Genomic DNA, 20,971 nt, shown 5'->3' on the forward strand with positions numbered 1-20,971 from the left:
TTCTGTGAGGACAAAAGCGCACGCTACTATAAGGGGAACAACACCAAAAACTCGCATCTCACATAGACGGTACAAATGACGTAGCGGTAGACAACGAGGAAAACAAAACATTCCTTGGCGACCATCCGCCATTAGACTGACGAGAACGATACAGCAATCTTGTGTTATGTCAGCTGCTTATACACCCCGTGCTTGATCATCCCAATCCATTCGCTCATTTCTTCGTGGAACATCTGTAAGGCATGTAATCCCTTATCCTGTTTGTCGTAATGCTCGCGAACGTGCTGCCTGGTTAGAGCCTCAACTGATGTGAGCAAAAAGTGAAGCACTTTTTCCGGAGAGACCCCATGTTGAAACCGTGATACGTCCACTCCACTCAGAAACAAAGGCGTATACCTTTGAAAGAAATCTGATTCTCTCTGCTTGATCTCGTCTTTACATTCTCCGGGCCGGTCAACGAAGGTAGTGACAGCCATATGATAAGCGGACGGCTCTTCAAAAAATAAGGTCATCTTAGCCATGTGGATCTCAATAAAACGCTGCAGCATGTCATCTGACAGGGACGGCAGCCGGGCGTCAAGATAAGCAAAGAAATATTCTATGCAAGCGTCTACCACATAGAGAAACAATGTTTTTTTATTGGAAAAGAAATGAAACAGCATCCCTTTGGATACACCCGCCCTCTTTACGATGTGATTGGTCGATGCTAGTTCGTATCCTTTATCGGCAAACTCTTGCAAGGCTGCTTCCACGATCTTTCGTTTGTTTGGTTCCATCTGGTCGGGCCAAAGGAGGGACATCATCTTCATCACCTTTCCTGCGTTTTATCGGTTCGTTGTGATCTTCATACTGGTATCGTACACGACATTGACCACCTGGTCAAAATCAGATATGATAATTATACGCATTTGACCAAGTGGTCAATATGCGTTCGCGAACGGCAACACGGCATCTGATTCTTTTACCGTGAAAGGAGAACCCCATGAAACAAAGGTTACTGCTCTGCTGTCGGCTGCTTCTCGGAATCATCTTCACCGGCGCTGGAATAAACGGTTATCTTGTGATTTTAGGGTACCAGCCGATTTTCCCTACCAGTCCAGAGGCCGAAAAACTGCTGCAAGGATATTTACTCGTACTGGAGAAAACACCTGAACTGATTTGTGGACTCATGCTCTGTTTCAACTTTTTGGTACCTCTCGCCTTGCTCATCCTGGCCCCTCTCGCGGTCAACATCATCGCCTTTCATGTATTTGTCGATGCCGAGCTCCTGCCCTTGGGCCTGCTCGTTTTCTTACTGGAGTGTTTGCTATTGTGGGCCTACCGTAATCATTATCAAGGGGTGTTTCAGGATCGTGCATCTGCGGGACGAAGCGGCAAAAAACTGCATCTGTGAGAGTCTGTAGGAAGAGATCCCCATACATGTTCATCACGCGTGGCTTATTTTCAGACTCCTTCCTGGTAGTTTGATGTTGAAGTTCCACTCATCTTTGAGAGATAATCAAGTAAAAGGCAAACACGCAATCATGAGAATAGAGAATAGACGTGATTTTTCCGATACCGCTTAACAGGAGGTACGCTCGTGTCCATCTTGATATCCAACTACGATAACTGGGAGCGTCATAAGCACTACAAGCGATTACATGACAAAAACCTGGTCGCAAAAAAGTATTACTGTTCCATGTGCTCTACGGATTATTGGCTGGAGGAGAAACCAGACACTTGTCCCGATGATGCCTGCAAAGGAAGAAGCCTAATTGATACCGGCATTAAAAAATATGTGGAAAACTATACTTCCCGAACCGTCACTAAAATACGTTAGGCCGCTCAATTAAGGTGAGCGGCCAGTCTTTTCCTCGGATACCTTCTCTCATCATCAAAGCAACCAATAATCTATATGGAAGCATGGCGACTGTCGTCAAGTCATTTGTCCTATCTGCTGAAGGAGAAATGCAGGGTATCGCACAACAAACGAGGGGGCGTTTCCGCCCCACTTACATTAATCCCAAGCAAATCTTTGTTCTTTCCACGGGTCTCCATACATATGATAGCCGTTCTTCTCCCAGAAGCCCGGCTTATCCTTTTCCAAAAACTCCACTCCCCGTACCCACTTGGCACTTTTCCAGAAGTAGAGATGCGGAACGACGAACCGCAACGGATAGCCGTGATCAGGAGTGAGCGGTTCACCGTTGTGCTTTACAGCAAACAGATTGCCTGGACGCATAAAGTCTTCAAGCGGCATGTTCGCTGTCCATCCTTGTTCGGCGTGGAGCATCACGTACTTTACTTCCGGTTTGACTCCTGCCAGTTTGACCACTTCTTCTACCGGTACGCCCTCCCAGAGATTGTCCAGCTTGCTCCAGCCTGTGACGCAGTGAATATCGTTGGTCACTTGCGTCATCGGCAGGGAAGTCAACTGTTCATAAGTAAGGGTCGTCTCCTTTTCCACCAGGCCGAAAATGCGAAAATCCCACTTGCTCAAGTCTGCATAGGTTGGCACATCTCCATAGTGGAGCACGGGAAAACCGGTGGTTACTTTCTGATTGGGCGGTACGCGATTTTGCGTATCGTCCGTTTTCTTGGTAAATACCATCCTTCTTACTCCTTTCACAATCCAGTCTGCTCACCATCAGATCAAACCATGCATCAGTCTGGGGATAAGCGGTCTCAGCGAGGAACCAGAATGGCATGATCCACCTTGATGCAGCGATCCATGACCACCTCGATGCCATTTTGCTTAGCCAGTTGGGCAGCTTCTTCGTTGACGATGCCCTGCTGCATCCACAACACTTTGGGCTTGATCTTCACCGCGTCTTCAGCGACCGGCATCACCTGCTCGCTGCGGCGGAAGACGTTGACGATATCGACCGGCTCATGGATGTCAGCAAGCGAACCAACCACTTCTTCGCCTAACACGGTCTCGCCTGCAATGGTCGGATTGACCGGAATCACACGATACCCTGCCTGCTGGAGCGCCTCTGCGATCATGTAGCTGGTTCTTTCCGGTTTGTTGGAGCATCCTACGACAGCAATCGTTTTCGCGTTTTGCAGGATCTCACGACGTGCATCATCACTGGGATTTTGGATCATATGAAATCATTCCTCCTCAGAAATAATGGATGAACCAAATGCTTGCCCCCCGGTCTTCGTCAAACCGGAGTTTGAACAAACCGCAGCCTATCCGTGTCAACATAGAAAAGGATGGAACAGAGACTACTCGCTGCGTCCCAGCACAAACTGGGCGAGCGTGCGCGTCATCACACCAGTCGCGCCGGCAGGATTGATGTCAGTGGCCGAACTGACGTACGCGGTGCCGGCGATATCCAGATGAACCCACGGCGTATCTTCTGCGAACACCTGCAAAAAGACTCCCCCGATAATACCGTGTCCATTGCGGCCGCCGGAGTTCTTTATGTCTGCTACGCTTGACTTGTTCAACTCATGATATTCTTCAAACGTAGGCAGCTGCCACAGGCGTTCACCAGCATGTTCCGCACTGGACAAGAGTTCGTCTGCCATCGGCTGGTTGTTGGTCATTGCCCCGCTGCAAACGTTGCCCAAGGCTACGACAATCCCACCTGTAAGCGTTGCACAGTCGATCAGACAGTCTACCCCCTGCTCCTTGGCGTAGGTGATGCAGTCGGCCAGCACCAGCCTCCCTTCTGCGTCCGTCGTGATGATCTCTACTGTTTTACCACTCATCGTGGTGATGACATCGCCTGGTTTGTATGCTGTACTGGATGGCATGTTTTCTACACAGCCAATCACGGCCATTACATTGACCTTCGGCTTCAGGCGGCCAATCGCTTCCATCGCCCCAATCACAGCGGCAGATCCCCCCATGTCCGACTTCATCTCCTGCATGCCGGCCACAGGTTTGATCGAGATGCCGCCCGTGTCAAATGTGACGCCTTTGCCGATCAGTCCAATCACACGATCCCATGTTTTGCGCCCCTGGTATTTGAGGACCACCACATAAGGCGGTTCAGCGCTGCCCTGGGCCACGGAGAGTACACCTCCCATCTTTAACGCTTTCAGCGTTTCCCTATCCAGCACTTCGTATTCCATACCGTAGCGCTCTGCTACTGCCACCGCCTGGTTTTTCAGCTCCTCCGGGGTCAGATAGTTCCCCGGCATATTTACCAGATCACGAGCCAGGTTGGTTCCTTTGGAAAGGGCCTCGCCCCTGCTTTTGCCCTGTTCCGCAGCTACCAGAGAATCGGTTGCTGCCAGCAGCGTTACACTGGCAAACGGCATTTTCTGCCTCGGCTTTTGGCGATAGCCTTCATATGTATACGAAGCCAGACAAAATGCTTCCGTTACAGCCTGGGTGCAGCGCTCGGCAGAGAGTGAACCGTGATCAGGCAGTACACAGACAACTTGTCTGCTTTCCGCTTTGGGTGCAATCCTCTTGACACCTCTGGCAAACGCGTTGCGCACCCTGACATAATCAAGCTGCTTTCTGTCGCCTAGACCGACGAACAGAATCCGTCTGGCCGCTGTCTTGCCGAGAGTATGGACGACAGTGATGCTCTTATAATCAGCAGACAGTTCTTTTTCCATCACTAGTTGATGCAACGCACCGTCCAGCTTTTCGTTGAGTAGGGCAAGTTCTTCACTCCACTCCTCATCCTTAAACAGACCGACGACCAAGTCATCGCATGGAATCGTCGTGATCTGCTCACGTTTTTCCTCAACTTTTATCATCTTTACCTCCTCATGTCTCATCAGGGTGTACCAACCGTTCAAATCTGTATCGAGGCAAGGGCTTCTGCTTCGCTTCCTCGTAGGGGATGCTGTCTGTATCCGGCAGCAACCGCATACAGTCGTCTATATAGGAAATGACCGGACCCAGCTTCAGATCCCAATAGACGGGCAGATAGCGCGTCAAGTACTTGCGAGCATTGCCAAGCATCCAGCGCGCCCCTTTCACATTGCCGCACTCGTAGTGATACAACCCCACCGCCAACTGCAGCAATCCCTGCAGAAATTTGTTCGTTTTGTCCTCCATCCAGATCTCTTCGAGCAGATCGTGGCACTCGTAATACTCACCGGCGTCAAACTTGTGAAAAAACTGATCGTACTGTTCCGGATAACGCTCCGCCATCATCCAACCCTCTTTGCATCTGCGGTCTCTTTACCATCATATCACAATACGGTTTGCCGCTCATAGGTGAGAGACGCTTACAAATGTCAGCTTGATCTGTCCATTTTGCCAAAACGAGGAGAAACCTGTTGCAGGAGTGTGATACAATACACGTGTCGGCAGACCCTACAGAGAATGGTCGCTAATCCTTACGAAAACTTCACGGATGACCATCGATCCAATCTGCTACAATATAAGAAGCAACTTGCCCCGTAAGGAGAAAGGAACGAGTCTTGAGCATGGCCGATATTCTTGAAAACTACCCTCTCTGGGCCGCACTGGTCGCGATCGGTCTCGCCCAGTTTGTAAAAATCCCGCTGCACTTTTTAGCGAGCAAATCGTGGCAGTGGTCGCTTTTATTTAGTACCGGGGGTATGCCCAGTTCCCACTCATCAGCCGTTACCGCGCTGTCCACTGCAGTCGGCATTCGCGAAGGATTCGCAAGCAGCGCGTTTGCGATCTCAGCCATTATCGGGATTATTGTCATGTTTGACGCGGCCGGAGTGCGGCGCCATGCTGGAATGCAGGCAGAGGTACTTAACAAGCTGGTTGATGAATTCAACCACTTGCTGGAGGGTATGAAGACGTTCAAAGTGCAGCCGAGACAGGAGAAGGCAAAAAAATTGAAAGAGCTTCTCGGTCATCAGCCAATTGAAGTATTTATGGGCGGCTGGCTTGGCATCATCATCGCCCTGCTGGTCTATCTGTTCTTTGCTTGATGCCGGTCGTCGTCTCCTGCAGTACACTCTATAGGGGGGAGTACGATGAGAATCGTTTCAATTTGTCCAAGCAACACGGAGATTTTGTACTATCTTGGACTGGGAGAACAAGTAGTGGGCCTCGACGATCACTCCGACTGGCCGCCCGAGTGGCAGCACCTGCCGCGAGTCGGACCTGACCTGACGATCGACATGGATAAAGTGGAGGCCCTCAAGCCCGATCTGGTCGTCGCTTCGCTCAGTGTACCGGGTATGGAGAAAAACGTCGAACAATTGGAAAAACGGAAGCTGCCGCATATTGTGCTAAATCCCTCCCGAATCGAGCAAATCCCCGAGGACATTGAGGTAATCGGAGACGCAGCGGATTGTAAGGCGAAGGCAAAGCAGGTGGCAGATCAGTTTCGCTTTAGAGTGGAAACCATCCGCAAGATCACGGCAAACGTGCAGCATCGGCCCAAACTGTACTGGGAATGGTGGCCGAACCCGATTTATACACCCGGTAGAGACAACTGGCTCACCGATGTGAGCGAACTGGCAGGAGCCCGCAACGTGTTCGACGACTTCTCTTTCGACAATGTCAAAGCGACAACACAGATGGTGCAAGAACGCGATCCTGATCACATCTGTGTCGTCTGGTGCGGGATACAGTTGAAACGGATCAAGCCTGAGATGATTACGGGACGTTCTGATTGGCAGGGAATCTCCGCGATCGTGCAAAATCAGGTCCATCTGCTGGAGGAGGGGCTGTACTGCCGCCCTTCGCCGCGCATCCTGCAGGGACTGGAACAACTGGTTTCCCTGATCCATCCCGACCTGGCGATCCCCTCTTAGGAGGTTATTTTTTCCCAAATGAGAAAAACGTCCAACATGCAGCGTTACACCAGCATGTCTAGACGTTTTTCTCAACACATCGCCTGTATCAGCCAATCCGGGGACTGTCATCATTGCTTGTTCTGCAGACGGGCCATAGCAGCGACTCCTTCCTCGTACAGAGCTTGGTACATCGTCTCGGTAAACTTCCCAGAGCCTCGGTGCACCACGTAGACATCGACCGTCCGTTTGCCCCACTGTGAGTATACATCCTGCTTCGTCTCAAAGTACAAGTCGATCTTATTCCCGCGAATCGCTCCCCCTTTATCCGCTACCACACCGTAACCGTAGCCGGGGATGTAGAGAACCGTTCCTAGCGGAAAGACACGCAAATCAGCCGCAATCGTCGAGTATGTACCCCTGCGCACCTTTACTCCAGAATAGGTGATGCCGTATTGAGGATGGGACGGAGTCTTCCCTGTCGATTCGTACCCTGCATAATAGCCGGTCGCCACTACACGTACCTTTGGATACTGCTGCAGGTTAGGCACTACATCACTCGGCTCGTCGATCACCTGTTTTAACGAACTGGCTGATACCAGTCGTTTTTTTACTGTTTTTATCCCTTCACGCTTTTCCTTCAATCCATAGACGGTCTGAATTGTATCTGTTCCTACTATCGTGTACGAGAACCCGCTGGCTGTGAATCCCGTCACCGTTACGGCCAGGGCCACCACCAGACTAATCATCATTTTCCCATTCATTCTTATCGATACCTCCTCTCGTCTCTAGTAATGTCCAGAAACGAGAGAGATATACATAATTTGCTAGAGTACCATGACAAGCGGAAATTATTAGTATATTTTTCCAAATGTTTACCAGCTTGTGTCGTTGGAAAAACTTTATCGTATAGACTGGCAAGGAGGGATGCTTCATGGAGTTGAACATGTCAACCGAACAGGTTCAGCACCGCATTAGGCAGATAAAAGAGGAAGGTAAAAACCTTTCCAAAAAGGCTGTCAAAAATACTGATCCAGAATTGATGCGGCATGCGCTCTTCTACTACTCCACCTGGGACCGGGCATTGGAAGCATCGGAACAAATCTGAAGGAAACAAAAAGGGTAGGCCGTTTTTTGGGCCTGCCCTTTGTCTTTAAAACATGCGATATCCCTTTTTCCGTAGCAACTGGATCGTCCAGCCGCTCATGATAGAGCCAAGCATGCCGAATCCAAGGATAATCGAGTCAAAAATATTTGGAACGATCTCCTGGTAGAGCAGAGTGCCAATAATCACACCCAATGCGATGACAACCGGCAGCCATGTCGTTCTGAGGATCATGTTTATGATAAAGCCGATACCGAAAGCCAAGATGGTAAATAATAAGATCGAAATGACAAATTGGACTATATTCATCGAAACACCTCTACCTCCGCTGCAAAAACTGTCTCCGTCTTTCATTCCAAGTGTAGCGAAAAGCAACCACAGGGTCAATCAACGCGATGTCTTAATCTCTTACAACGACCCAAAAAAGACCGATGGCTTTTTTGCAAAACCATCGGTCCTATCTCTATTCGTTTACCTGCTGCCCATCGCGACCGATTCTCTATGTTTACCTGTTCCCTCGCAGTACGGGCACTGTTCCGTACCACCTAGCAGAAGTTCCACGTATCCCTGCCCTTTGCAGTCGGAACATGGTGTCATATGACTTCTATTCATGGTTCCCTCTCCCTCCTATCCGCCGTGCCGTCCAGATGACGAACGGTCAGCGGATTTACCATTATTTTCTGAATTTTGTGTTTTTGTTAGATTGATCAATAGTATAGCAGAGAACATTCGCAACAAGAAACAATCAGGAAACGTGATATGAACCAAAAAAACCGGATGTAAGCGTGTACAATCGGTTTTTTCTGAACATTTTGCACGCTTCTGCCGATTTTATCCCTTCTTTGAAGCTCTTCTTTGATTGGTTCCTCCTGTTTGTCCTCCATACGGGAGAGCTGACCCATCTGTGAAACCGAGGTCTAGGTAAAAATCCTGTATGTGGTGTATCCAAACACCGGGTCAGGCTCGTAATCATTGCCGGTAAGTGACTCGGTTAAATGCGGCACTTTAGGCAGGATAATCCGCATGTACTCCGTACCAAACGGATGATTGATCAATTCACTGATAGGAAAAAAGCGAGTCTCTTCAATCTCTCCTTCCTGCGGTCTCGGTTGGCCGCTGACGTAGTCCATCACGAACACAATCATGTTGTCGCTAATCTCTTCCTTGATCACGCCCGTGCGAACGGCAGCCACTTGTCTGACCACAGCAGTGATGCCTGTCTCTTCATACACTTCCCGTACCGCTGCCTGATCTACCGTCTCGCCTGGTTGCACAAACCCTGCCGGAAACGACCACTTGCCCTTCAGACCGCCGTATGCTTTCTTCACGACCAGTGCCTCACTGCCTTTGATCACGATGCCGGCTGCAGCCAGCCATATGTTTGATTTGCGCATCGCCTGATCCTCCTCCTTTTCTTGACCAACGCCCCGCTTCGGACTGGCTCCGCTAAGCTGGTTGGCAAAAGTCGCTCTTCTGGAAACGAGCTGCTCTCCGCCTCTATCGAGACTTTGTCTACACGCTAAAGCTGCCAGGATGACCTGGCAGCTTGCGTAATGCTGCAATGAAAGTCTCTGTATTGCCGTTACTCGTCTTCTGCATCCAGCATGCCTTGATCAATCATGTAGCGGAGGTTCTCTTTATCGCGTTCTTTCCCCTTTGCCTTGAGCCGCTCGATCGCAGGTTGGATCAGGATGTCGACCTCCCGCTGCACATGATACGCCAGATCATGACGTCGCTGTTCTTCGAGGTAACTGCCCACTTCCATCAGGGCATTGTAACGATCCAATTCTTCACGGGTTAGCAAACCTCTCACTTGCACACTGCAGTGCCGCATATCGGAAATGCTCCTTACAGACGTACTTTTTTCAGAGCGAGTCCTACCCCACCGATCTTGTACAGATAACGGAGGTCGCTCCCTTTTTTGAGCAGGGCTGCTGTAGAGCCAAATACTTTTTTCTGTCCGACGACCCCCATGCCTTCTCCTTTGCCAAGGGAGGCGAGTGTCCCTTGAAGTTCTGGTACAAACGGGGTCATCTTGTCATTGCGGATCAGAGCGACCAGATTATTGCCGCAGTTTTCCCCTTCCTGCACCGCGATCTGGGCGGTCGGCGGATAAGGGCGTCCCTCATCGTTGAAGATCAGCGCACAGTCACCAACTACGAATACATTCTCATACCCTGGGGCGCGCAGATATTCATCCACTTTGACCCGTCCGCGCATCACTTCAAAGCCGGAATTCTCTACGATGGCATTGCCGCGAACGCCGCCGGTCCAAACAATCGTACCTGCTTTGATCTCTTCACCGGTGGCAAGCACGACTCCACCTGGATTGCACTGCTTAATCGGGGTGTTGATACGGAATTCGATGCCTTTGCGGGTGAGCACATCCATCGCGTAGTCGACCAGTTCTTTGTCAAACCCGGGCAGTACGGTCGGTGCTGCTTCGATGTTGTACACTTTCACCAACGACGGGTCAACATCAAATTCTCTGCACAACTCTGGAATCCGATCAGCTACTTCACCGCTAAATTCGATACCAGTGAAGCCCGCTCCCCCGATCACAATCGTCAGGTAATCGGTCCGTTCCGGTTCATTTTTGTACTTGGCGAACATGTACTCAATATGCTCCCGGATCTGACGCACAGCATTGATACTGCGGATGCTTAATGCATTCTCCCGCAGGCCTTCAATGCCAAAGGTTTCCGGCTCGCTGCCCAGACCGACCACCAGGTAGTCGTAGGAAAGAACCCGTTGATCTTGCAGGGTAACCGTCTGTTCCTCCGGTTGAATTCGCTCGACAACCCCTTTGAGAAGATTGATTTTGCTCTTGTCGATCACATTGTCCAGTTCAACCCGCGCATGGTCTACTGGAGCGGTCCCGGCAGCGGGCTCATGGAGCCATGTCGTGATGTAGTGGTATGTGTGCTTGTTTACCAAGGTGATATCGGCTTCATTGTAGTTTACTTTTTTCTGCAGCTGCAGCGCGGTGAGAAGCCCTCCATACCCCGCACCGAGAATCAGGATTTTCGGTGTGCTCATCTGGTATCCCTTCCATTCCGGTTGTAGTATTTTGACAAATCATCCGCTTATTTGTACTTTTTTTCACGTTGAATGCTATACATACCGTTCCCATTTGACAGATATCTTACTTATGATGGCGGGATGATAAATTCTGCTGTAAGGATGTGAAAAAATGCACAAACAATCACGAATAAAATTTGCCATCAATCTTTCACATTTTCTCCTTCCATCTTAGAAGGAAGCGTTCATTTTTGCAAGTGATTTTTTGCACAATTATCCGCTTCTTGTTGATCTTGCCGGGAAATTCTCTGCCCCGCTCTTTTTTTTACTTCTCTGCATGTTTATAATAGTGTAGTATGCTCTGTTCTTTTACCACATTAACCTGGAGGTGCTTGGCATTGAGTTTGTTGAAAAAAGACGAGCAAGTATACGATATTACAATCATAGGGGGCGGTCCCGCCGGCTTGTTTACAGCCTTTTACGGCGGTATGCGTCAAGCTTCTGTAAAAATTATCGAAAGTATGCCACAACTTGGCGGTCAGCTCTCTGCCCTGTACCCGGAAAAGTTCATCTACGACGTTGCAGGCTTCCCAAAAGTCCGGGCGCAAGAATTGGTCGATGGATTAAAACAACAAATCGCCCACTTCAACCCGACCGTTTGCCTCGAAGAAAAAGTAGAGAACGTGGTAAAGAAAGAAGACAACGTGTTTGAAATCACCAGTGACAAAGGCATACACTACTCCCGCGCCGTGATTATCACAGCAGGCGTTGGCGCTTTTGCACCGCGCAAGTTGGAGCATCCGGATGCGTCCAAATACGAAGCATCCAACCTGCATTACTTCGTCACCGACCTCAATGCATTTGCGGGACAGCGTGTGCTGGTAGTCGGCGGCGGCGACTCTGCCGTTGACTGGGCACTGATGCTGGAGCCGATCGCCTCCCAGGTGACACTGATCCATCGCCGTGACAAGTTCCGCGCACATGAACATAGTGTTGAGATGCTGTACAATTCCAAAGTAGACGTGAAAACACCCTACGAGATTGCCAAGCTGGACGGCGCTGACCGCATTGAACGCGTCACGATCCAGAACAGCACAACCAAGGAAGAAACGGAATTGGATGTGGATGCGGTTATCGTCAACTTCGGATTTGTCTCTTCGCTTGGACCGATCAAAGAGTGGGGACTGAATCTGGAAAAAGGGTCGATCATTGTCAATTCCAAGATGGAAACCAACATTCCTGGCATCTACGCCGCCGGCGACATCGCCACTTATCCAGGCAAGGTGAAGCTGATTGCCGTCGGTTTTGGTGAAGCACCAACTGCTGTCAACAACGCCATTTCTTATATCAACCCGGATGCCAAGCTTCAACCTGGCCACTCCTCCAGCATGGACTTTGGAAAATAGGCATGAGACACACGTACACCCTGCGTAATCGTTGTTGGTACGCAGGGTGTCTTTATTTGGCCGTACCCAGGCAGCCGCTGCCCAACTAGCGCCTGCTTAGCTCCCTAGTGGCTGCTGCCAGATCGGCCGTTGGGCAGATTAGTCGTTATTGGTTACGAACGGTAATATCTCCTATTTCGCTTGTTACTTTTAACAATGGTCCTCCTGTTCCTATCTCACCCTTTACCCCGTGATCCGTATTGGTGCGATATGACATTCCCGGGAGATCAACCGTGGTATCTCCAACTGATGCTGACAGGTCGACCTGCAGTGCTGCCGGCAGATCGGAGATATCTACCTCCACATCTCCCGTATCTGTCTCAACCGTGATTTCACCCTGTACTTCTGCCATTTGCAGGTCGACATCACCTGTCTCGGTATCCACTGTTACCTTACCGCTAATCCCCTGCAGACTTACATCGCCTACATTGGTTGATGCCGCCACGTCTCCGCTCCCAAAGTCTCGGAGGTCAATGCTTCCAGTATCTGTATCAAGACTAAGTTCACTTCCCTGTAAATGCCTGACCGTAATGTCGCCGATATCGGAGGACAGTACACAGTGTTTAGCTTGCAACTGCTGAACCGCAATATCCCCGGTTGCTGTATCGACTGTCAGGCGTTCGTACATTTTTTGAGGTACCGTAATGTCAAGCCGGACATCGGATACGTGAAATCCGATCATAAACATTTGATCTTTCTGATTGGTTGACACGTTTAGTGAATGATTGCTGGTATCTACTTTCAGTTCATAATCATCTTGCAGATGTTTGCTCACATTCCCGTGCAGTTGAATGATGAATTGATCGCTATCTCCCGGCATCAGGTTCAGATCGACCGTATTGCCATTCACTACGATGTTCTGAATATTCTTCCCGGCGACTACCTGCTGTTGCTCGATTGGCACAGTTGCAAAGATGGCCCCCTGATTTTTTGTGTACTGATATACGCTCCCCGCAATTCCGATTAAAAAAACAAAAAAGGCGACCTTGAAGACTTCATTCAGTTTATGAGAGTCGATGCTAAACAATTTCATGGATCCATCATCCTCTGATCATTTTTAGATTGAACCGCAGGTAGCTTACAAACAGGCGACCTACCCACCTCGTCAGGTAAATCATGCCTACAGCCATCATCACACCAAGACCGCCGATGGCCATCATCGGAAATACAACGTCGAGCAGTTCAAACCCATGATCGGTCCACAGATACCCGACCAAGAGACCGAACGGTGCTGCGAGCAACGCCAGCGTAGTCGCATACAGTCCGAGCAGCACAGCAACGATGCCGATGGCAGGTCCAGCCACTAGCAAAAGGTTGAACAACCCTAAACTTAAGGTGGCAATGATCGCCCGTCCCACCGAACGGACAGAGGCTTGGGTCTGTGCCCGATGAATGTGATAGTTCGCTTTTAGTTCTTTCGCGATGACTTTGGGACTGCCCAGACTGCGAATGATTTCCTCATCGTCTTTGCCGCTTTCCAGCGCGTTATAGAAATGCTCTTTGTAATCCATCAGGATATCCTGCCGCTCTATCTCGGGCAAATCCTTTAACAATTGCTCTAGTTCCCACAAAAACTCATCTCTGGTCATCCGATATGCCCTCCAAAATAATTTGATCGACGCCCGTTGAAAACGTGCTCCACTCTGCAACCAACTGATTCATATATTCCCTGCCCCTGGCAGTAAGCCGGTAATACTTGCGGGGCGGCCCCTCCGTTGATTCGGCAAGGTAAGTGGAAAAATACCCTTCCTGCGTCAACCGCCTTAACAGTGGGTACACCGTACCTTCGGCAATCAGAAACTTTTCTGAAATTTTGTTAACCAGTTCATAGCCATACCTGTCTTTCTTCGCTGTCAATACGAGCACGCACATTTCCAAAACGCCCTTTTTAAACTGGACATTCATGAAATCACCTGTTTTTCGTCTAGTGGTCTTGAAAAGGTTGAAAAAGACGGCTGACTACTTTTCCGCCTTCACATGTATATCATAATATCGACTACTGTATAATGCAAGGTACATGGCGATATTTTTCCGCTTGCTTTATCTGCAAGCATGCATAGCCCCCCCTTTTGCCGCGCAAAGTATGCAAAGGGGTGGCTTTCCAATGAACCTGATGTGTCCGGTTTGCAATAGCTTTATGCCTTTATACGCAGGTTGTCCGCGTTGTAGTCAGCCGATGCAGGATGCGGGCAGATTAGCCGATTATTTCGGCGATTACAGCCCGTACCGGCCGATCGACGACTCAAAGCGGACAAACGGTCTGCCCGACTTGGCCCATCACGTCTGTGTGCATATCGCCTGGTGTCCCAACTGTCGTGAAGAACAGCGCATCGCAGTCAAGGAAGTGACGGATGAGCAGTTGTCCGCCTTTGACATGACGGATGAAAGCACATAGAGATGGATCGATCCTTACTCCTTCTTTTCCTCTCGCTGCTGATTCATTAGCGCACCCTGCCGCAGATCTTCTTTTGCTTCTTGCAGGAATTGCCCGATCTCGCTTTGTGCAGGGCCCCTATTTTGATCGCTTTGTCTTACTTGGGCTTCTCCTGCTTCATTGTGATGACGATTGGTTGTCATGCTCATCCATCCTTTCTGCAAGTTCGGTTGCTTGATCCTAGCATTCCCAGGAATGGATTGTTTTATCTCAAGTGAGAAAACAGAAAAACCCTCTCTGGTCGTGTCTTAATCGACCAAAGAGGGTTCTGCCCGCGCTCTTATGTTGCTTTAACATTCCTCCGGCTTGCCTGCATCGGCAGCCGTACGGAATGAAGAACCGCACCCACAGCTCGCTACAGCGTTTGGATTGTGGATGCTGAAACCGCCGCCCATCATCGACTCTTTGTAGTCGATTTCCGTTCCTCTGATATATGGATAGCTGTCCTTGTCGACAACGATTTTAATTCCATCCTGTTCGAATGTGTGGTCGCCTTCCTTCAGCTCTTCATCCCACCCCATGCCGTAGGTGAATCCGCTGCAGCCACCCATTTGTACGCCTACCCGCAGGAAAAGCTGCGGATTGTTTTCTTCCTGCAGCATTTCCTTTACTTTGCTGCTGGCCTGTTCGGTCAAGGTAATCATAACGTCCCCTCCTCTCGAAGCTGAATGGGTACATCGATAGTGTACGACGCCTTGCCTCCAGTATACTAAGAAACAGAAGATCCCACAAGGTTCGCGGTGCACCCCGGCTTCTCCAGAGCTCAGGAAAAAGGCTGTCTCATTCCATAGCGATGAAAGGTCACCGCTCAATCAAGCGAAATTCGCTTGCTCTTCAGAGATGTAAAATCGGTAGTACGGTCTTTTGCCCGATTTGCGCTGCTTACAATCCAGTTCAAGCAGTTGATTGTGCAGGCGGTCTATTTCCTGACTGTAGGATAGCACGTCAGGGTGATCAAGTCCCAATTCGAGACCAACATGTATCATTTGCTGTCGAAGGAGTTCAATTTTTTCGAGCAATTTTTCTCTCATTTTTTCTCCTCCTCGAAAGGTACATCTAACCACACATTTCGTTAGCAACAGTATATAGGAATTTACTGTAATAAGCAAACATAAATTCCCATTAAAACATGTTGTTCCTTACCTTTTTTTGGCGTATGATGTAATCTATTCTAAACGATTCGACGATCTGCCCCTCCCTACCCAACCGACTCCATTATTGTCCCTTGGATAAAAGCGATTTATAATAAGGAAGGTCTCGCGCTTCTGAATCATACGATTGTTTGCTCATTGGAACGGGCACGTTACTACATGCACTCAAGTCAATACTTGAGGGAAGGGAAGTGGAATCCATGGCCATCCTGCCATTACAGAGGCAAGACAAAGCATTGGAACCGATTGTAGAAAAGGTGACCGCAGGTGAGCGGCTGTCCCTGTCAGACGGCTTAGCCTTGTACCAATCCGACGACCTGATGACAATCGGCCAGCTCGCCAACTACGTCAATCAGCAAAAAAACGGGAATAGCGTCTATTTTATCCAGAACATGTACATTAACCCTACAAATGTATGTGAGGCACACTGTAAGTTTTGCGGCTTCCGTCGCGATCTAGGAGAAGACGGGGCCTATACGATGAACAAAGATGAATTGCTGGAGTACGTTTCCAAACGCTACCATTCAGGCATTCGAGAATTCCATATTGTTGGCGGCCACAATCAGCATGTCGGATTTGACTACTATGTAGAGACCGTACGGGTGCTGAAACAAGCCTACCCAGAGGTGACGATTAAAGCATATACGGGTGCTGAAATCGAATTTTTCTCCCGCATCGCAGGAATCAGCATGCGGGAAGTCATTGAAGAACTGATGAAAGCAGGACTTGAGTCGCTTACCGGCGGCGGTGCTGAGATCCTGACAGAGCGCTATCGCGAGAAGATGAGTCCGGAAAAAGCAGCTACCGACCAATGGCTTCAAGCACATCGGACCGCCCACCAGCTCGGTCTGCGCACCCACTCAACGATGCTGTACGGTTCCATTGAAACACTGGAAGAGCGACTGATTCACATGATTCGCATCCGTGAGCTGCAGGACGAAACGAACGGCTTCCTGGTATTTATCCCGCTAGCTGTGCAGCCGATCAAGTCAAGCGCCGGTATCAAGCGGCGGACATCGGCCATCGACGACCTGAAGACGATCGCGATCAGCCGTCTGATGATGGATAATGTCCAGCACATCAAAGCTTACTTTATCAATATCGGCACGCAGCTTACGCAGGTCAGCCTGACGATGGGAGCGTCCGATGTCCACGGGACGTTGATTGAAGAGCGGATCAGTCACTCCGCTGGTGCATTGACGCAGCAGGCTCTTACCGTCGACGAACTGGTATGGTTGATCAAAGGTGCAGGCAGGCAGGCAATCGAACGGGATACATTTTACAATGCGATAAAGGAATACTAAGAGAGCGACCGACCTTCCATAGACAGGAAGGTCATTTTTTTGAAACATCTGCCTCCCCCATTCGTATACCTACATGTGTTTTGTCTACAGTCTAGAGTTGAAAGGAAGGTGGTGGAGAGGTGCTGGTTTTTGAACTTGCCATTATCCTGCTGGCAAGCAAAATCGCCGGGGATATCAGCATCAAACTAGGGCAGCCTGGTGTATTGGGCAAACTGTTGATCGGGATCATCCTCGGTCCTTCTGTGCTGGGCGTCATCACCAACACAGAGGTTCTGCACGAACTGAGCGAAATCGGGGTCATTCTACTTATGTTTTTGGCCGGTCTGGAGACAGACCTCGATGAGCTTCGCCGGAAAGGAAAGGCAGCTAGCCTCGCTGGTGTAGGAGGAATCGTCCTGCCTTTGGCGGCCGGCTATTTATTTGGAACCTGGATTGAACTAGGCTTCTATGAATCGATCTTCCTTGGTCTGCTGCTCTCTGCGACAAGTGTCAGCATTTCCGTGCAAACGCTTCGAGAGATGAACAAGCTGAAATCGGACGAAGGAACGACGATTCTCGGGGCGGCCATCATTGACGATGTGTTGGTGGTGCTCATCCTGGCGTTTTTGATGGGGATGGCCGGCGGTGAAGAGGTTAGCTTTTCCAGTGTCTTGCTGAAAAAAGTGGTGTTCTTTGCGGCGGCGATCTTGGTCGCCTGGAAGGTGGTTCCGTGGTTAATGCGCTTTCTCGGCGGTCTGCGCACTTCGGAAACTGTTATTTCGGCCGCACTGATTATCTGCTTCCTGTACGCGTACGTGTCGGATCTATTTGGAGTGGCGACGATCATCGGTGCCTACATTGCCGGCGTTGCGATCAGCATGACTCCGATGCAGCACGAAGTATATCAAAAGACAGAAACGATCAGTTACTCCTTTTTCGTACCTGTCTTCTTTACAAGTATCGGTGTGACTGCGGAATTCATCGGCATCGGGAACCACTGGATGACCGCTGTGATACTCAGCATTATCGCGATCCTGACCAAACTGCTTGGCTCCGGTCTGGGTGCCCGTCTGGCAGGGTTTAACACCCGCTCGTCGCTGCGAATCGGCACCGGCATGATTTCCCGCGGCGAAGTGGCATTGATCATCGCCTCTATCGGTCTGCAAGCAGAACTGCTCGCACCGTGGATGTTTACCGTTTCTGTGGTCGTTGTGCTAGCCACTACATTGGTCACACCGCCACTGCTCAAGCTGTTCTTTCGGGATGCTCCCGCTAGCGGATAAATCAGGAATCCCATAAGAGAGAGACTCTCCCTGCCATGCAAGCTGGGGAGAGTCTCTGAGTTCAAAATGGAAAGCCGTTTTCCATCATCTCTTCCTCTTCGCGAATCTTTTGCTTGATCTTATCGAACAGCTCTTTTGGTGTCTCAGCAGCAACAAAATCACCGTTCACCAGAGCAAATGGCGTCATGTAGCATTCTCCGCAGTGACCCAGACATCCGTATTCCAACACGTCTGCATCCAATTCCGGGTCGTTCTCCAACCATTCCACCACTTCTTTTGAGTAAGAGGACACATTGCTTGCACAGAATTCAACTAACGGCTTCATACTTTTTCCACCTGACTTTCTTTAACCGTTCCTTATATATTGTAACTCGTCAACGGGAAAAAATCAGCGAAGAAATAGGTCACAACGCGTTCTCCTGCATGTTATGGAAAAGACTAGATAAAAGATAACACTTGCATTTTTGCCATGAAGAGACTAAAAATAGAATGGGTATTAAATTCGGATAGGAAAGGAATAGACTATCATGAAACGAGTCGTTATTCTCGGGGGCGGTTACGGTGGATTGCGCATCACAGAGCGTATTCTCTCTCCCGATCTTCCAGATGATGTGTTTGTCACACTGGTCGATCGCATGCCGTTTCATGGGCTAAAGACAGAATACTATGCCCTTGCCGCCGGAACAGAACCAGAATCGGCAATTCGTGTCGCTTTTCCCAATGATCCCCGGTTGGACATCAAATACGGTGAAGTAACGGGCATCAAGCTGGATAAACAGTTGATAGTATTTGCCAATGGAGATGTCCTGCCCTATGACTGGCTGGTGATTGCACTCGGATGTGAGGACCGCTACCACAATATCCCTGGTGCAGATGAATACACTCACTCCATCCAGACGTTGGAGGCAACGCGCAGAACCTATGCAGCTGTAAACAATGTGAAACCGTATGGACAAGTAACGATCGTCGGTGGCGGATTGAGTGGTGTGGAGATGGCATCGGAGCTGAGAGAAAGCCGTCCCGACTTGAACATTCGGATTCTCGACAGGGGAGAAAGCATCCTCAGCCCTTTCCCACGTAAACTGCAGCACTACGCCTCCCAATGGTTCATCGAGCATGATGTGGAGCTTGTCTCACTCGCTCAGGTGAACCGTGTCGAACCAGGAATCGTCCACAATCATGACCAAGAGATAACGACAGATGTTATCGTCTGGACTGCCGGCATCCAGGCAAATCGCATCGTTCGCGATTTGCCAGTGGAACAAGATAACAGCGGACGTGTGATGCTCAACCAATATCATCAGATTCCCAGTCATCCCAATGTTTTCGTGGTTGGAGACTGTGCCAGTCTGCCGTTTGCGCCAAGCGCACAACTAGCCGAGGCGCAAGGTGACCAGATCGCGGTCGTGCTGAAAGCAGGCCTAACCGGTGCCGATTATCCGGCTGCATTGCCCAAGATCAAGCTGAAAGGCGTACTGGGTTCGCTTGGCAAGAAAGAAGGATTTGGTGTGATGGGAAAAGTCTCCCTCGTTGGCCAGATGCCTCGTGTAATGAAAAGCGGAGTGCTTTGGATGTACAAGAAACATCTAGGCTAATCTCGGACACCTCCAAGCTGACAGGTTCACATGACAAAAAAGATGGGCAGGATAACCTCCCATCTTTTTTACGTTCAAAGAGAGTTCTATTTTATCGCTTCGTGATCCGCAGCACGGGTATGCGTCGTACGTCGTACGTTCCCTTCAGAATGTTCTCGTCGATGACATGAAGCTTGAGCATACTGGATATTTTTGAAGGATCTGACTTGGACAACATTTTCCAGATACCAGGATCAGGCAGAGCAGCGTAAAGACGCTCATCATCGTAATCGCGCCGCTCCTGGTAGGTCACACTCATCCGATAGTCGTCCAGCTCAACTTTGGCAGCAACAGGGTACCGGGCAAGAATCTTCGTGCGAAGTTGTTCCAACTCATCTTCTACTTGTTTTTGCAATTCTCTTAGTTCGTACATACGGGCAACCAGTTCCTCCATCGGCAACGCCTCCTCCCATGTTCATCAGCTAGTTTATGTGCTCCAAACGGAAATAGAACACTACCCTAGCCAGAGCATAGGGATTAGATAAAACCCTTGCCGAGTTGCGGCTTCTTTTGCCCTGTATCATGGAGCCAGTCGCCTCCATCGATTCGCGGAAGTCCCAATCGATCCACCTTTTCCTGGCTCCAGATGTACACAAAGAAGCCCTCTGGATGCAGGATACGCTCGTATTCATTGTCTGGATGTCCCGGACCAACGTAATCCTCCCACTCATCCAGCGGCTTCAGTGCCTCAGTCGATACGGTCAACAAATCACCGGTTACCAGTCCTTCCTCAGCAGGGTCCCAGACCAAGGCGGGATAGCTGCCAACACGATACAACCGTCCATGCAGCTGATACCTTTTTGTGGTGATAACATATGGTGCTACGATCGAATGACTTTCTCCGCCTATACGCAACGTACCATATACAAACAGCCTGATCTTGTCCATGCTCCCCTCCCTTTCTAGATCCGGCACTAGTATTTGCCCTCGATACGTAAAATGG

Annotated in this window: 29 protein-coding genes; 9 read left to right on the forward strand and 20 right to left on the reverse strand. The window is 49.7% G+C overall.

Going from position 1 to position 20,971, the window contains the following annotated elements:
• Window positions 1-164: 164 nt before the first annotated feature.
• Window positions 165-800 (reverse strand): TetR/AcrR family transcriptional regulator, encoded by a 636-nt coding sequence (locus tag LOK74_RS16485; protein ID WP_230043108.1) that lies wholly within the window; start codon window positions 798-800, stop codon window positions 165-167.
• A gap of 182 nt (window positions 801-982) precedes the next feature.
• On the opposite strand from LOK74_RS16485, the gene LOK74_RS16490 reads away from it, so the two are divergent.
• Complete coding sequence (locus LOK74_RS16490) at window positions 983-1,393, forward strand: hypothetical protein (protein WP_230043109.1); 411 nt, start codon at window positions 983-985, stop codon at window positions 1,391-1,393.
• Between the two features lie 603 nt (window positions 1,394-1,996).
• Here LOK74_RS16490 and LOK74_RS16495 read toward each other — a convergent pair.
• From LOK74_RS16495 to LOK74_RS16510, 4 genes are all read right to left on the reverse strand, one after another.
• Entirely contained in the window at window positions 1,997-2,590 is a 594-nt protein-coding gene (locus tag LOK74_RS16495; protein WP_230043110.1) for a sulfite oxidase-like oxidoreductase, read from the reverse strand.
• Window positions 2,591-2,664: 74 nt separating this feature from the next.
• Entirely contained in the window at window positions 2,665-3,087 is a 423-nt protein-coding gene (locus LOK74_RS16500) for a CoA-binding protein (RefSeq protein ID WP_230043111.1), read from the reverse strand.
• A 123-nt stretch (window positions 3,088-3,210) separates the two neighbouring features.
• Window positions 3,211-4,704, reverse strand: coding sequence for a leucyl aminopeptidase (locus LOK74_RS16505; RefSeq protein ID WP_230043112.1), 1,494 nt, complete (start codon window positions 4,702-4,704; stop codon window positions 3,211-3,213).
• A gap of 10 nt (window positions 4,705-4,714) precedes the next feature.
• Window positions 4,715-5,104, reverse strand: coding sequence for a DUF309 domain-containing protein (locus tag LOK74_RS16510; RefSeq protein ID WP_230043113.1), 390 nt, complete (start codon window positions 5,102-5,104; stop codon window positions 4,715-4,717).
• Between the two features lie 278 nt (window positions 5,105-5,382).
• On the opposite strand from LOK74_RS16510, the gene LOK74_RS16515 reads away from it, so the two are divergent.
• Entirely contained in the window at window positions 5,383-5,862 is a 480-nt protein-coding gene (locus LOK74_RS16515; RefSeq protein ID WP_230043114.1) for a divergent PAP2 family protein, read from the forward strand.
• Window positions 5,863-5,907: 45 nt separating this feature from the next.
• Complete coding sequence (locus LOK74_RS16520) at window positions 5,908-6,693, forward strand: cobalamin-binding protein (RefSeq protein ID WP_230043115.1); 786 nt, start codon at window positions 5,908-5,910, stop codon at window positions 6,691-6,693.
• A 110-nt stretch (window positions 6,694-6,803) separates the two neighbouring features.
• On the opposite strand, the gene LOK74_RS16525 is transcribed toward LOK74_RS16520, so the two are convergent.
• A complete protein-coding gene (locus LOK74_RS16525; protein WP_230043116.1) occupies window positions 6,804-7,436 on the reverse strand; it encodes a 3D domain-containing protein in 633 nt (210 codons plus the stop codon).
• Between the two features lie 170 nt (window positions 7,437-7,606).
• Between LOK74_RS16525 and LOK74_RS16530 the strand changes: the two genes are divergently transcribed.
• Window positions 7,607-7,780 (forward strand): hypothetical protein, encoded by a 174-nt coding sequence (locus LOK74_RS16530; RefSeq protein ID WP_230043117.1) that lies wholly within the window; start codon window positions 7,607-7,609, stop codon window positions 7,778-7,780.
• A 45-nt stretch (window positions 7,781-7,825) separates the two neighbouring features.
• On the opposite strand, the gene LOK74_RS16535 is transcribed toward LOK74_RS16530, so the two are convergent.
• From LOK74_RS16535 to LOK74_RS16555, 5 genes are all read right to left on the reverse strand, one after another.
• On the reverse strand, window positions 7,826-8,086 hold the full coding sequence (locus tag LOK74_RS16535; RefSeq protein ID WP_230043118.1) for a YuiB family protein: 261 nt from the start codon (window positions 8,084-8,086) through the stop codon (window positions 7,826-7,828).
• Between the two features lie 162 nt (window positions 8,087-8,248).
• Window positions 8,249-8,389, reverse strand: coding sequence for a YuiA family protein (locus LOK74_RS16540; protein WP_230043119.1), 141 nt, complete (start codon window positions 8,387-8,389; stop codon window positions 8,249-8,251).
• 305 nt (window positions 8,390-8,694) lie between these two features.
• Window positions 8,695-9,171, reverse strand: a complete 477-nt coding sequence (locus LOK74_RS16545) for an NUDIX domain-containing protein (RefSeq protein ID WP_230043120.1) — start codon at window positions 9,169-9,171, stop codon at window positions 8,695-8,697.
• Window positions 9,172-9,359: 188 nt separating this feature from the next.
• Entirely contained in the window at window positions 9,360-9,611 is a 252-nt protein-coding gene (locus LOK74_RS16550) for a hypothetical protein (protein WP_230043121.1), read from the reverse strand.
• 14 nt (window positions 9,612-9,625) lie between these two features.
• Window positions 9,626-10,816, reverse strand: a complete 1,191-nt coding sequence (locus tag LOK74_RS16555; RefSeq protein ID WP_230043122.1) for an NAD(P)/FAD-dependent oxidoreductase — start codon at window positions 10,814-10,816, stop codon at window positions 9,626-9,628.
• Between the two features lie 380 nt (window positions 10,817-11,196).
• On the opposite strand from LOK74_RS16555, the gene LOK74_RS16560 reads away from it, so the two are divergent.
• On the forward strand, window positions 11,197-12,204 hold the full coding sequence (locus tag LOK74_RS16560; protein ID WP_277613391.1) for an NAD(P)/FAD-dependent oxidoreductase: 1,008 nt from the start codon (window positions 11,197-11,199) through the stop codon (window positions 12,202-12,204).
• A gap of 145 nt (window positions 12,205-12,349) precedes the next feature.
• Here the strand turns inward: LOK74_RS16560 and LOK74_RS16565 are convergent, their stop codons facing one another.
• Genes LOK74_RS16565 through LOK74_RS16575 form a run of 3 tightly spaced genes read right to left on the reverse strand, consistent with a single transcriptional unit; the run spans window position 12,350 to window position 14,148 of the window.
• A complete protein-coding gene (locus tag LOK74_RS16565; protein ID WP_230043123.1) occupies window positions 12,350-13,276 on the reverse strand; it encodes a DUF4097 family beta strand repeat-containing protein in 927 nt (308 codons plus the stop codon).
• Between the two features lie 7 nt (window positions 13,277-13,283).
• Entirely contained in the window at window positions 13,284-13,832 is a 549-nt protein-coding gene (locus tag LOK74_RS16570) for an HAAS signaling domain-containing protein (RefSeq protein WP_230043124.1), read from the reverse strand.
• Window positions 13,819-14,148 (reverse strand): PadR family transcriptional regulator, encoded by a 330-nt coding sequence (locus tag LOK74_RS16575; RefSeq protein ID WP_230043125.1) that lies wholly within the window; start codon window positions 14,146-14,148, stop codon window positions 13,819-13,821. Before LOK74_RS16575 ends, LOK74_RS16570 begins: the two co-directional genes overlap by 14 nt.
• A 199-nt stretch (window positions 14,149-14,347) precedes the next feature.
• Between LOK74_RS16575 and LOK74_RS16580 the strand changes: the two genes are divergently transcribed.
• Window positions 14,348-14,638 (forward strand): hypothetical protein, encoded by a 291-nt coding sequence (locus tag LOK74_RS16580; protein ID WP_230043126.1) that lies wholly within the window; start codon window positions 14,348-14,350, stop codon window positions 14,636-14,638.
• A gap of 14 nt (window positions 14,639-14,652) precedes the next feature.
• On the opposite strand, the gene LOK74_RS16585 is transcribed toward LOK74_RS16580, so the two are convergent.
• The 3 genes from LOK74_RS16585 to LOK74_RS16595 all read right to left on the reverse strand — a co-directional run bounded on the left by LOK74_RS16585 (window position 14,653) and on the right by LOK74_RS16595 (window position 15,708).
• Window positions 14,653-14,820, reverse strand: coding sequence for a hypothetical protein (locus LOK74_RS16585; protein ID WP_230043127.1), 168 nt, complete (start codon window positions 14,818-14,820; stop codon window positions 14,653-14,655).
• Window positions 14,821-14,967: 147 nt separating this feature from the next.
• Complete coding sequence (gene erpA, locus LOK74_RS16590) at window positions 14,968-15,321, reverse strand: iron-sulfur cluster insertion protein ErpA (protein WP_230043128.1); 354 nt, start codon at window positions 15,319-15,321, stop codon at window positions 14,968-14,970.
• A 168-nt stretch (window positions 15,322-15,489) separates the two neighbouring features.
• A complete protein-coding gene (locus LOK74_RS16595; RefSeq protein WP_230043129.1) occupies window positions 15,490-15,708 on the reverse strand; it encodes an aspartyl-phosphate phosphatase Spo0E family protein in 219 nt (72 codons plus the stop codon).
• A 320-nt stretch (window positions 15,709-16,028) separates the two neighbouring features.
• On the opposite strand from LOK74_RS16595, the gene mqnE reads away from it, so the two are divergent.
• Window positions 16,029-17,132 carry an aminofutalosine synthase MqnE gene (gene mqnE / locus LOK74_RS16600; protein ID WP_230043130.1) on the forward strand — a complete coding sequence of 368 codons (1,104 nt, stop codon included), beginning with the start codon at window positions 16,029-16,031 and terminating at the stop codon, window positions 17,130-17,132.
• Window positions 17,133-17,251: 119 nt separating this feature from the next.
• A complete protein-coding gene (locus LOK74_RS16605) occupies window positions 17,252-18,394 on the forward strand; it encodes a cation:proton antiporter (protein WP_230043131.1) in 1,143 nt (380 codons plus the stop codon).
• A gap of 61 nt (window positions 18,395-18,455) precedes the next feature.
• Here LOK74_RS16605 and LOK74_RS16610 read toward each other — a convergent pair whose 3' ends face one another.
• Window positions 18,456-18,719 (reverse strand): DUF1450 domain-containing protein, encoded by a 264-nt coding sequence (locus LOK74_RS16610; RefSeq protein ID WP_230043132.1) that lies wholly within the window; start codon window positions 18,717-18,719, stop codon window positions 18,456-18,458.
• Window positions 18,720-18,921: 202 nt separating this feature from the next.
• Between LOK74_RS16610 and LOK74_RS16615 the strand changes: the two genes are divergently transcribed.
• Window positions 18,922-19,989, forward strand: coding sequence for an NAD(P)/FAD-dependent oxidoreductase (locus LOK74_RS16615; protein ID WP_230043133.1), 1,068 nt, complete (start codon window positions 18,922-18,924; stop codon window positions 19,987-19,989).
• Window positions 19,990-20,080: 91 nt separating this feature from the next.
• Here LOK74_RS16615 and LOK74_RS16620 read toward each other — a convergent pair whose 3' ends face one another.
• Together LOK74_RS16620 and LOK74_RS16625 are read right to left on the reverse strand one after the other, a co-directional pair.
• Window positions 20,081-20,422 (reverse strand): hypothetical protein, encoded by a 342-nt coding sequence (locus LOK74_RS16620; RefSeq protein ID WP_230043134.1) that lies wholly within the window; start codon window positions 20,420-20,422, stop codon window positions 20,081-20,083.
• 83 nt (window positions 20,423-20,505) lie between these two features.
• Window positions 20,506-20,916, reverse strand: coding sequence for a gamma-glutamylcyclotransferase family protein (locus LOK74_RS16625; protein WP_230043135.1), 411 nt, complete (start codon window positions 20,914-20,916; stop codon window positions 20,506-20,508).
• Between the last annotated feature and the right edge of the window lie 55 nt (window positions 20,917-20,971).

Source organism: Brevibacillus humidisoli, from assembly GCF_020923435.1.
GTDB lineage: Bacteria > Bacillota > Bacilli > Brevibacillales > Brevibacillaceae > Brevibacillus_E > Brevibacillus_E humidisoli.

Bases quoted from the DNA above. Each gene is read 5' to 3' on its own strand.
- LOK74_RS16485 (WP_230043108.1), bottom strand. From the start codon at position 800: ATGTCCCTCCTTTGGCCCGACCAGATGGAACCAAACAAACGAAAGATC.
- LOK74_RS16490 (WP_230043109.1), top strand. From the start codon at position 983: ATGAAACAAAGGTTACTGCTCTGCTGTCGGCTGCTTCTCGGAATCATC.
- LOK74_RS16495 (WP_230043110.1), bottom strand. From the start codon at position 2,590: ATGGTATTTACCAAGAAAACGGACGATACGCAAAATCGCGTACCGCCC.
- LOK74_RS16500 (WP_230043111.1), bottom strand. From the start codon at position 3,087: ATGATCCAAAATCCCAGTGATGATGCACGTCGTGAGATCCTGCAAAAC.
- LOK74_RS16505 (WP_230043112.1), bottom strand. From the start codon at position 4,704: ATGATAAAAGTTGAGGAAAAACGTGAGCAGATCACGACGATTCCATGC.
- LOK74_RS16510 (WP_230043113.1), bottom strand. From the start codon at position 5,104: ATGGCGGAGCGTTATCCGGAACAGTACGATCAGTTTTTTCACAAGTTT.
- LOK74_RS16515 (WP_230043114.1), top strand. From the start codon at position 5,383: ATGGCCGATATTCTTGAAAACTACCCTCTCTGGGCCGCACTGGTCGCG.
- LOK74_RS16520 (WP_230043115.1), top strand. From the start codon at position 5,908: ATGAGAATCGTTTCAATTTGTCCAAGCAACACGGAGATTTTGTACTAT.
- LOK74_RS16525 (WP_230043116.1), bottom strand. From the start codon at position 7,436: ATGAATGGGAAAATGATGATTAGTCTGGTGGTGGCCCTGGCCGTAACG.
- LOK74_RS16530 (WP_230043117.1), top strand. From the start codon at position 7,607: ATGGAGTTGAACATGTCAACCGAACAGGTTCAGCACCGCATTAGGCAG.
- LOK74_RS16535 (WP_230043118.1), bottom strand. From the start codon at position 8,086: ATGAATATAGTCCAATTTGTCATTTCGATCTTATTATTTACCATCTTG.
- LOK74_RS16540 (WP_230043119.1), bottom strand. From the start codon at position 8,389: ATGAATAGAAGTCATATGACACCATGTTCCGACTGCAAAGGGCAGGGA.
- LOK74_RS16545 (WP_230043120.1), bottom strand. From the start codon at position 9,171: ATGCGCAAATCAAACATATGGCTGGCTGCAGCCGGCATCGTGATCAAA.
- LOK74_RS16550 (WP_230043121.1), bottom strand. From the start codon at position 9,611: ATGCGGCACTGCAGTGTGCAAGTGAGAGGTTTGCTAACCCGTGAAGAA.
- LOK74_RS16555 (WP_230043122.1), bottom strand. From the start codon at position 10,816: ATGAGCACACCGAAAATCCTGATTCTCGGTGCGGGGTATGGAGGGCTT.
- LOK74_RS16565 (WP_230043123.1), bottom strand. From the start codon at position 13,276: ATGAAATTGTTTAGCATCGACTCTCATAAACTGAATGAAGTCTTCAAG.
- LOK74_RS16570 (WP_230043124.1), bottom strand. From the start codon at position 13,832: ATGACCAGAGATGAGTTTTTGTGGGAACTAGAGCAATTGTTAAAGGAT.
- LOK74_RS16575 (WP_230043125.1), bottom strand. From the start codon at position 14,148: ATGAATGTCCAGTTTAAAAAGGGCGTTTTGGAAATGTGCGTGCTCGTA.
- LOK74_RS16580 (WP_230043126.1), top strand. From the start codon at position 14,348: ATGAACCTGATGTGTCCGGTTTGCAATAGCTTTATGCCTTTATACGCA.
- LOK74_RS16585 (WP_230043127.1), bottom strand. From the start codon at position 14,820: ATGACAACCAATCGTCATCACAATGAAGCAGGAGAAGCCCAAGTAAGA.
- erpA (WP_230043128.1), bottom strand. From the start codon at position 15,321: ATGATTACCTTGACCGAACAGGCCAGCAGCAAAGTAAAGGAAATGCTG.
- LOK74_RS16595 (WP_230043129.1), bottom strand. From the start codon at position 15,708: ATGAGAGAAAAATTGCTCGAAAAAATTGAACTCCTTCGACAGCAAATG.
- mqnE (WP_230043130.1), top strand. From the start codon at position 16,029: ATGGCCATCCTGCCATTACAGAGGCAAGACAAAGCATTGGAACCGATT.
- LOK74_RS16610 (WP_230043132.1), bottom strand. From the start codon at position 18,719: ATGAAGCCGTTAGTTGAATTCTGTGCAAGCAATGTGTCCTCTTACTCA.
- LOK74_RS16615 (WP_230043133.1), top strand. From the start codon at position 18,922: ATGAAACGAGTCGTTATTCTCGGGGGCGGTTACGGTGGATTGCGCATC.
- LOK74_RS16620 (WP_230043134.1), bottom strand. From the start codon at position 20,422: ATGGAGGAACTGGTTGCCCGTATGTACGAACTAAGAGAATTGCAAAAA.
- LOK74_RS16625 (WP_230043135.1), bottom strand. From the start codon at position 20,916: ATGGACAAGATCAGGCTGTTTGTATATGGTACGTTGCGTATAGGCGGA.